Consider the following 8,436-nt stretch of genomic DNA (forward strand, 5'->3'; position numbering starts at 1 on the left):
GGTGGAAGCTCACTCTTGAAAACCGCCCCTTATACACCTCCGGTGAAACAGAGATCTTAAATACCTTTGACCTGAACGGCTATACGAACCTGCAAAAGCTGAACTATGACCCTTATAGCCGCGATATACCTTCCGTAACGCTGAAAGCCGTAAAAGACGGGAAAGCAGGGATTATTAACCCGGCCGGAAAAGTATTGGCGCCTTTTCAGTACGATGATATTATTTACACCGGCAGCTATTACAAAACCATCCGCAATAACAAGATAGGTATCCTGGGCAGGGACCTGAACGAGATAACCCCGCCGGTGCTGCAGAACATCTATACCAGCGATCCCTACCTGCGCGCCTGGCTGGTGGAAATGCCGAATGGAAAAAAAGGATATATGGATATGAAAAGCGGGAAGATCTTTATTCCCGGTATACAGCTAACCAGCAATTAACCCCATGCATACTATAATACGGAGGGGCGCCGCTGCCCTGCTGTTATGCCTGAATGCCGCTATGGCGCTTGCACAGCAAACAACGGTGCCCGCAGCGCTAAGCGGCAACTGGCTTAAAACAGATGGCAGCAACCAGTTTGTAATAGGGTTGTATAACGATGTGGCCTGTTACCAGGATAATGTTTCCCTTATTACGGCCATTACCGGCAGTAATGATCACTGGCAGATAACCTTAGCCGGCAAACGGCTGGGCCTTTCCCTGAAGGACGCCCATACCCTTATACTTACGGAGAACGGGCAGCCACAAACGTTAAAGCATACACGTACTTATAATTACAGCTACCAGCCCATACAGCAGCCTTTAAAACAACCGCTGTTCCGCGTAGGTACGGCCACGGTAAAAGGTTACCTGCAGCTGCCGGCCACCGCCCCCAGGAACAAGCTGCAATACAACTATGTATTGATAAGCTATGAAAATGTGCTGACCGGCGAAGCGGAGTATTTCCCGGCCGACCTGGATAAAACAGGCCGCTTTAACATTACCTTTCCGCTGTACAAGCTGCAAAAATGTACGCTGATCTACAACCAGGATAAAATAGCCACCTTCCTGGCGCAACCCGGCAGCAGCCTGCTGCTGGCCGTGAACCCGGATATCAAAGTAACCAGCCCTAACCCGGACTTTGACCTGGTAGCACAACGGGTAGCTGTTATGGGCGATGATGCAGACCTTAACAACCAGTACCAGCATTTTTTAACTTACCGCAGCGGTTTAAATGATACGGCCTATACACAGAACATAACCGCGCTATCGCAGGTGTACTCACCGGCCAAGGCGCCGCAGGTTCTTATTGATTATATAAAAGAGGAAGTGTTGTATGATTACGCCTACAAACGCTTATCCGATACACGTAATGCAGATAGCGCCATAGCGCAGCAGCTGTACCAGCGCTACCTGGTGCCGGGATCACCTTACGCCGTGCTGCACGACAACTTTTACCAGATGGCCGGCTATTATGCCGACCGGCTGCGTGATGGCAGCCGCAGTAATGGTATGCGCTACTCCTTTTCTACAGATAAGATGGCGCAGCGCATTAATAACGATTACAGCCGCTTTCTTTCACCGGAATTTATGCAGCCTTATAAAGCCATCCAAAAAGATGGCGCGCTGCTGCGCAATATGAAGGATGAAGAAATCATTAAAACCTATTTCAACGGCGATAAAGATGCGGCCATTGCCTTCCGCTACCTGACCCGGAAAATACAGGATGAATTTTTTAAGGAACAGCGCGATTCTGTGGCTTATGCCCGGAATGCCGCTATCCTTAAAGACCCCGCGGCGCTTTTTGCCGCTAACCTGTACCAGCTGCTGCACAGCAGCTATTCCGAGGATGATCTGCGGATCCCCTCTACCTACCGGCTGAATATCTTTAAAGATGCTGCTGCAGCAGCAACCATGCCCTGGTGGCTGGTAGACAGTCTTAACCGCCAGCAGGCCATTAAAACCGCCAGCGCCGGCCTGGCAGTAAAGCTGGACAGTACGCGCATCCGTGAAGTTAATAACGAAGCCGACTGGCAGGCAGTGCTGAAAAGCTATCGCGGCAAAGTAGTGGTAATATCCATGTACAACCATAACTTTCGAAAAGAGAATGCCACCCTTGGCCTGTATAACCTGGAAAAACTACAGGCTTTATACAAAGGCAAAAATGTGGTGTTCCTGAAATGTATTATACAACGGCAGCGCAGCGATAAAATGAAACAGCTGTTCGGCTACTTGCAGTTAATGGATAGCCGGCATCAGCTGCAAAATGTGTTGTACATTGACCGTAAGATCAGTGCTATGGCACTGATGGAAGAGGATATTGAAGGCAACATGGCTATTTACGGAGCTGCGGGAGAAGCGCATCACCCGGCCGTTTTTGCAAAAAAACATAGCTACAAAGAAGAGGGCAATATAAGCTTAACCGCAGAGCTGAATGCAGTGCTGGCCGGCAAAGGGCGCTATTATGAAAGTGATGCCGCCGCTTATTTTATAAAGGATAAAAAACATGAGGATTATGTTCCCGGCTACAGGAATGAAATGCTCAAAACCTGGACCCGCCGGGATTCTGCCGGCGCCTATGAAGTGTACACACCTAAAGAGCCGGACAGACCGGACTATGAAACAGGCGATTCCGTTTATAAGCAGGTGGTGTTTATGGCAGATTCTTTCTTCGTAAATGCCAGGCTGGTATTACACAGGCAACCTGTAGAAAAGAACAGCAACCGCCTTTTTTATGCTGGTAATTACGGGAGGGAGACCAAATGGGAAGATGGGTATCGTTACGAGTTTAACAAACCCGCTAAGCTGTTACAGCTTTACAATAAGCAGAAAAAACTGCAGCGGCAATACCGGGTAGTAATGATCAATACCGACATCCTGGTACTGGAAAAATTGTAGCTTTTAGCGTTCGGCTTTTAGCATTTAGCTTTTAGCGTATTAAAGGCTTTCTGTTCTTAAAGCCTATCACCAGCTCGCGGTAATCTTCTACCGGTTTAAAGTCGGCCAGTTTAGGCTGCCAGGCCGGCATCGTTTTTATTACGCGGATGGCTTCCTGGTCAAAAGCATCACCCAGGCCGGTTATAAGCTGTACGTTATCGGTAGCGCCATTGGGCGCGATCCTGAAACGGATCACCAGCACATCAGCAACATCCTGTTGTACACCTGCGGGGTACACAAAGTTAGCCTGCAGGTATTTTTCAAGATCCTGCTCCTGTGTGCCAAACCTGGAAGGCCCGGCCGGCAGCATATCACGCGAAAATTCCGCTGCGTTATCAGCAGCCAGCATATTATCTGTATAAAAATGGAAAACCTTTTCCAGCCGGGTCTTAACCCGTTTTCCATTGATCACGCCCGGTTGCCATAGAGGCATACGGCGTAACAGGCCAACAGCCTGCTCATCACAGCCATACCCCAGCTTTTTAGTGATAAATACGTCACCCAGCCGTCCGTTTTCATCTATCACGAACTTAATCACCACATTACCGCTAACATTAGCTGCCAGCGCCGCTTTGGTAGTACGCAGGCCGGTGAGTATATACTGGTCAAAAGCCTGCTCCCCGCCCGGGTAAGCGGCCAGGGTATCTTCAGAAACCTTTACGCCTTCCAGGGTGGTTTCCTGCGCTATGGAATGACCGGCCAGCGCCGCAATCAAATTAAATAAAATTAAAATGCGTTTCATGCCGGCAAGATAGTAAAATATCAGGGGTTTAAAATGAAAAGAGGTCCCCTTTTACAGGCGGACCTCTTTCATATATACATGAAGGACAAACTTATTAGTAGCTCACTGCTTTACCGGCATTCACCTGGCCATTCCCGAAGAAACGGTCTTTACCAGGCGTACCATAATCCGTAGCGCTTTTGCGGAACAGCAGATCTACCAGTAAAGGATTAGCCAGGCGGCCGTATTTACCATAGATCAGCGCAGCAGCTGCAGAAACGTGAGGCGCGGCCATGCTGGTACCGGCAGACCAGGTATAGTAATACGTATCGGTAGCTTCATCCCAGGCGCCAATATTAAACACAAAGTCGAAGATGTATTCCGGGTTAACGATACCGCCTACGTTTACAATAGTAGTATTGATAGGAATGCTGTAGTTACCGCCCGGTGCACCGTAAGAAATAAAGTTCTTACCGGAGTTGGTGAAAATGGAAGGACGGTATAAAGTAGTATCCTGATTAATACCCCAGCCCAGCGGACCGTTGGAGGAAATTGACAGTACACCCAAACAGGCGGCAGGGTAAGTAATAAAGTTCTTTTCCACGTCGTAGTTATATGCATCATTACCGGCAGCAGCTATTACGGTGGTGCCTACTAAGTTTGCATAAATGGTAGCGCGGTTCATAGCTATTACCAGGTCCTTTATATCGCGGTCATATACTACGGTGTAATCATCGCTGGGATCATCCGGCGTGCCGTTATCATCTGTAAAAGTTCTGCGGGGCAGCTCGCCACCCAGGCTCATGTTGATCACATTGGCGCCATGATTTGCGGCATAGAAGATCCCATCAATGATACCGCTCCAGGGACCGGAGCCGTTATCATCCAATACTTTTATCAGCATCAGCTTAGCTTCAGGAGCCACGCCTACTACGCCGTAAGCATCGTCCAGCGCAGCAATGGTGCCGGCAACGTGGGTGCCATGGCTGAAACCTTCTGCGCCATGGTACTGTACTTCCTCACCTTCAATAAAACTGTGCGTTAAAATAATGTTGGGTTTAATTTCTGCATCGTTCAGCAGGAAACCGCCATCCAGCACAGCTACTTTGGCGCCACGGCCTTTGTAGCCTTTTTGCCAGGCTTGCGGTGCTTTAATGGATTGCAGATCCCATTGTAAAAAGCTGTAGGGGTTGTTGGCTAAAGCGCTGGATTTAGCCATAGGTCCTGCGGCAGCAGCATGTGCGCCGGGTTTGTAGGATACTGAGGAGCGATAAACTTTTGTGGGCAGGCGCCAGTTCATTACAACGTCTACTGCTACGGATTGTACCCCGGGGACCTTTCTTGCTTTTTCAGGGAAGCTGGGATCAGGGGTTTGTACATGGATTAAGCCTAGTTCCTTGATGGCTTCTTTGAGCTTAAATTTCTTAACGCCTAAGGCGGTTAAACCTTCAGAGATGGTTTCAAGCTTAGCGCCCTCCTGCGCAATTACAATGAAACCCCGGTCCTGTTGTTTTTTGGATTTGTTCAGTGACCCATTGATGATGTTGAGATCTTTTTTACATGAGGCGATAACAATGAGCATCATAAGGGGTAAGACCAAACGCATAAGTTGATTTCTTTTCATAGCGAATAAAATTTAAATGAATAACGAAACGGATTTTGGAAATTAAAAACAGATTGCTACTATATATGTGTGCATGACTCTGGCTGCTACATAGGGCTAATTGAATGTACTTAAATATTTTAGATTAATCAACTTTATATAGGGAGTGCAGAAAAAATTAATATCCGCCGCAGGTAAGCGTATGAGGGAGCTGCGGGTTTACGCAAAAAACCTGCCGGTAATTACCGGCAGGCAGGGTTATATGATCAGGTGAAATGGCGGCTGGTTATAAAACCATTTGTGCAAGGCCTTGCCCGAACGACCAGTTTTCGGCTGTTACTTCCGTAAGCACAATGAACACATCGTCCATGGTAACCGGTGTGCGTGCAGCTATTTTTTCTGCAATGGAATGGTATAACGCTTTTTTCATTTCCACAGTGCGGCCATGGCGGGCAGTGATCTCAATAAACACCAGGTTATTGCTGTGCGGCACATTAAAGTGGCCGGACCTGTATACCAGGTCGGTAAGGCGCACTTCATGTATTACATGGAAATAATCATCTGCCGGCACATTAAAATGCGCCATCAGGCTTTCGTGCACGGAAAGGGAAATATCACTTTTTACTTTTTCCGTTAAGTTTTGTGCAAGATTGATCTTTACAAAAGGCATATGCTTAGTTTTTTAGGATGATAACGGGCTGCCCTTTTTTAGCCAGGTAAATGGCTACAAATTTGCAGGGCTGACCGGCCAGCGCATTCTTAAAGGTTTGTATGGGCTGATTGGCTGCTTCATGAAAGCTATCGCCCGCCTTCAATATAACAGGCGCCTGGCCGGCTACCTGGTATTCGATCTCCCCGGATACCACATACCCGTATACCTCACAGGGATGGTAATGCGCGGGAGCACCCTGTCCGGGTGCGCAGGTAATTTCATCTATACGTATATCCTCTACCGTAGCAGGCGCCAGTGCGTGCTCCAATAACGTTTTGCGGCTGATACCGGATTGCGCAAATGCACTCCCTCCTATTACCAGTAAGCCTATTATGAAACAAACTGTTTTCATGGCTGTAATTTTTTGCAGCTCAAAATTAGGGCAATTCCATACTTTTGTAATATTGAAATATCTAATACAATACTTCAATTTTATTAAACTATGACCAGCGACATTATGGACCTGGACCTGCTGCGAACCTTTGTGCTGGCAGTGGATCTTGACAGCTTTGCCAAAGCTGCGGACCGGGTAGCCCGCTCCCAGTCGGCCGTGAGCCTGCAAATGCAACGCCTGGAAGAAATGACCGGGCAACCGCTGTTCATTAAACAAGGGCGGGGCTGGCGCCTTACTGCCGCCGGTGAAATGCTGCTGGGCTACGCCAAACAGCTGCTGGACATTAATGACCGCGCAGTACGCGCCCTGAGCGATACCCAGCTGGAAGGACAGGTACGGTTAGGTATATCCGCAGATTTTGCAGAGAGCGAGCTGCCCCTGGTGCTGGCCCGTTTTGCAGCAGTATACCCACAGGTGCAGATCACGATCGTGATAGACCGGCAGGCGGTGCTCATGAAACAGCTGCAGGCAGGCCAGCTGGATGTAATTGTGAACATGCACTTTCATACACCGGCAGACGCTATTCCCATTGGGCAGCTGCCTTTGCGCTGGATCGGCAGTCCCGCAACACGGCTGGTCCCGGATCAGCCATTACCGTTACTGTTATTTGAAGCGCCCTGCATTGTACGCCAGGCAGGTTTAGAGGCGCTGGAAGCCGCTCAGCGCAGCTGGCGGATAGTGCTGACCAGTCCCAGCTTAGCGGGGCTATGGGCGGCTGCGCAGGCAGGATTAGGGGTTACCATCCGCACGGCCATAGGCGTACCACCGGGATGTAAGCTGCTGCCGGCATCTGCCGGGCTGCCCGCATTACCGGTCATGCACCTGTTCTTACAGCAGCAAAAGCAGCACCCTACGCCGGCAGTGGAAAGGCTTACAGAAATATTGCAGGAAACATTACGCGAGCAGGTGCAAGGTGTTCGTAAAAAATAAAAAATCGGTTTCTTTGTAAAGTCATGTCGTTATTTATTACATCATTGAACTCAGGCAGCAACGGAAACTGTTATTACATTGGTAATGACTGGGACGCCGTGCTGGTAGATGCGGGGATCTCCTGCCGTGAAACGGAGAAGCGGATGAAACGCCTGGGACTATCCATGCACCAGGTAAGGGCCATTTTTGTTTCCCATGAACATACAGATCACATACGCGGCATCCCCGTAATTGCCCGTAAATATCACCTGCCGGTATATATTACCGCTGCTACCCTGGTCAGCGGCGGGCTGCAGCTAAATGCGCAGCAGGTGATCTCCTTCAGCGCTTATACACCGGTACAGGTAGGCTCCCTTACCGTAACCGCCTTTCCTAAATTCCACGATGCTTCTGAACCGCACAGCTTTATTGTGAACTGCGGGGATATTAATATTGGGGTGTTCACTGACATCGGCGCACCCTGCGAGCATGTGATCCGCCATTTTCAGCAATGCCATGCGGCTTTCCTGGAATCGAACTATGACGAGCAGATGCTGGAGCAGGGACGATACCCGTATTTTTTAAAGAACCGCATCCGCGGCGGGCAGGGACATTTATCCAACCGGCAGGCGCTGGAGTTATTTAAGGCGCACCGGCCGGCCTTTATGAGCCATTTGCTGTTATCGCATCTTTCGCAGGAGAACAATTCCCCTGACCTGGTGCAGGCTTTATTTAATGAGCATGCTGACGGAACAGAGATCGTGGTAGCCACCCGGTTTGCGGAGACCGCTGTATACCAGGTTGGGAATTTAATTTGAAGAATATTTGGAAGAAAAAGATTAATTCCTATCTTTGCACTCCCGAAAACAAAAAACGGGAATGATTCCGTAGCTCAGTTGGTAGAGCAATACACTTTTAATGTATGGGTCCTGGGTTCGAGTCCCAGCGGGATCACCTGATGGGACAAGTCTAAAACAGATAGGCTTGTCCCATTTTCTTTTTCTGCCAAAGCCTTATCCATGCTGTATATTAGCTGCACCGCATAATTTACTCTAGGAGTTCGATATGCGTCACCAGTAAATACCAGTTTATCGGGGTATATCGAACTTATGATCTGTCGCCGAGTTTCTACTGCGCCACTTTCATATAAATTATCAATCTGAGAAAGGTTTCGCATACCC

Annotated in this window: 8 protein-coding genes and 1 tRNA gene; 5 read left to right on the forward strand and 4 right to left on the reverse strand. The window is 48.8% G+C overall.

Annotation, left to right across the window (positions count from 1 at the left end):
* Together VIM87_RS10630 and VIM87_RS10635 are read left to right on the forward strand one after the other, a co-directional pair.
* Positions 1–440 (forward strand): hypothetical protein (locus tag VIM87_RS10630; protein WP_331996977.1); only part of this gene is annotated, 440 nt, incomplete at its 5' end.
* Between the two features lie 4 nt (positions 441–444).
* Positions 445–2,877 carry a hypothetical protein gene (locus VIM87_RS10635; protein WP_331996978.1) on the forward strand — a complete coding sequence of 811 codons (2,433 nt, stop codon included), beginning with the start codon at positions 445–447 and terminating at the stop codon, positions 2,875–2,877.
* Positions 2,878–2,908: 31 nt separating this feature from the next.
* Here the strand turns inward: VIM87_RS10635 and VIM87_RS10640 are convergent, their stop codons facing one another.
* The 4 genes from VIM87_RS10640 to VIM87_RS10655 all read right to left on the reverse strand — a co-directional run bounded on the left by VIM87_RS10640 (position 2,909) and on the right by VIM87_RS10655 (position 6,304).
* Entirely contained in the window at positions 2,909–3,658 is a 750-nt protein-coding gene (locus VIM87_RS10640; RefSeq protein ID WP_331996979.1) for an energy transducer TonB, read from the reverse strand.
* A 94-nt stretch (positions 3,659–3,752) separates the two neighbouring features.
* Positions 3,753–5,261 carry a S8 family serine peptidase gene (locus VIM87_RS10645; RefSeq protein WP_331996980.1) on the reverse strand — a complete coding sequence of 503 codons (1,509 nt, stop codon included), beginning with the start codon at positions 5,259–5,261 and terminating at the stop codon, positions 3,753–3,755.
* Between the two features lie 265 nt (positions 5,262–5,526).
* Entirely contained in the window at positions 5,527–5,910 is a 384-nt protein-coding gene (locus tag VIM87_RS10650; protein WP_331996981.1) for a tautomerase family protein, read from the reverse strand.
* Between the two features lie 4 nt (positions 5,911–5,914).
* The gene (locus tag VIM87_RS10655) at positions 5,915–6,304 is read right to left on the reverse strand and encodes a cupin domain-containing protein (protein WP_331996982.1); all 390 of its coding nucleotides are present in this window, start codon (positions 6,302–6,304) and stop codon (positions 5,915–5,917) included.
* Positions 6,305–6,394: 90 nt separating this feature from the next.
* On the opposite strand from VIM87_RS10655, the gene VIM87_RS10660 reads away from it, so the two are divergent.
* The 3 genes from VIM87_RS10660 to VIM87_RS10670 all read left to right on the forward strand — a co-directional run bounded on the left by VIM87_RS10660 (position 6,395) and on the right by VIM87_RS10670 (position 8,209).
* Positions 6,395–7,276 (forward strand): LysR substrate-binding domain-containing protein, encoded by an 882-nt coding sequence (locus VIM87_RS10660; RefSeq protein ID WP_331996983.1) that lies wholly within the window; start codon positions 6,395–6,397, stop codon positions 7,274–7,276.
* 23 nt (positions 7,277–7,299) lie between these two features.
* Positions 7,300–8,073: an MBL fold metallo-hydrolase gene (locus VIM87_RS10665; protein ID WP_331996984.1), complete on the forward strand. Its 774-nt coding sequence runs from the start codon at positions 7,300–7,302 to the stop codon at positions 8,071–8,073.
* Between the two features lie 63 nt (positions 8,074–8,136).
* Positions 8,137–8,209: transfer RNA gene (locus tag VIM87_RS10670), tRNA-Lys, on the forward strand.
* Positions 8,210–8,436 lie beyond the last annotated feature (227 nt).

The organism is Chitinophaga sp., from assembly GCF_036569125.1.
In the GTDB taxonomy this organism is placed as follows: domain Bacteria; phylum Bacteroidota; class Bacteroidia; order Chitinophagales; family Chitinophagaceae; genus Chitinophaga.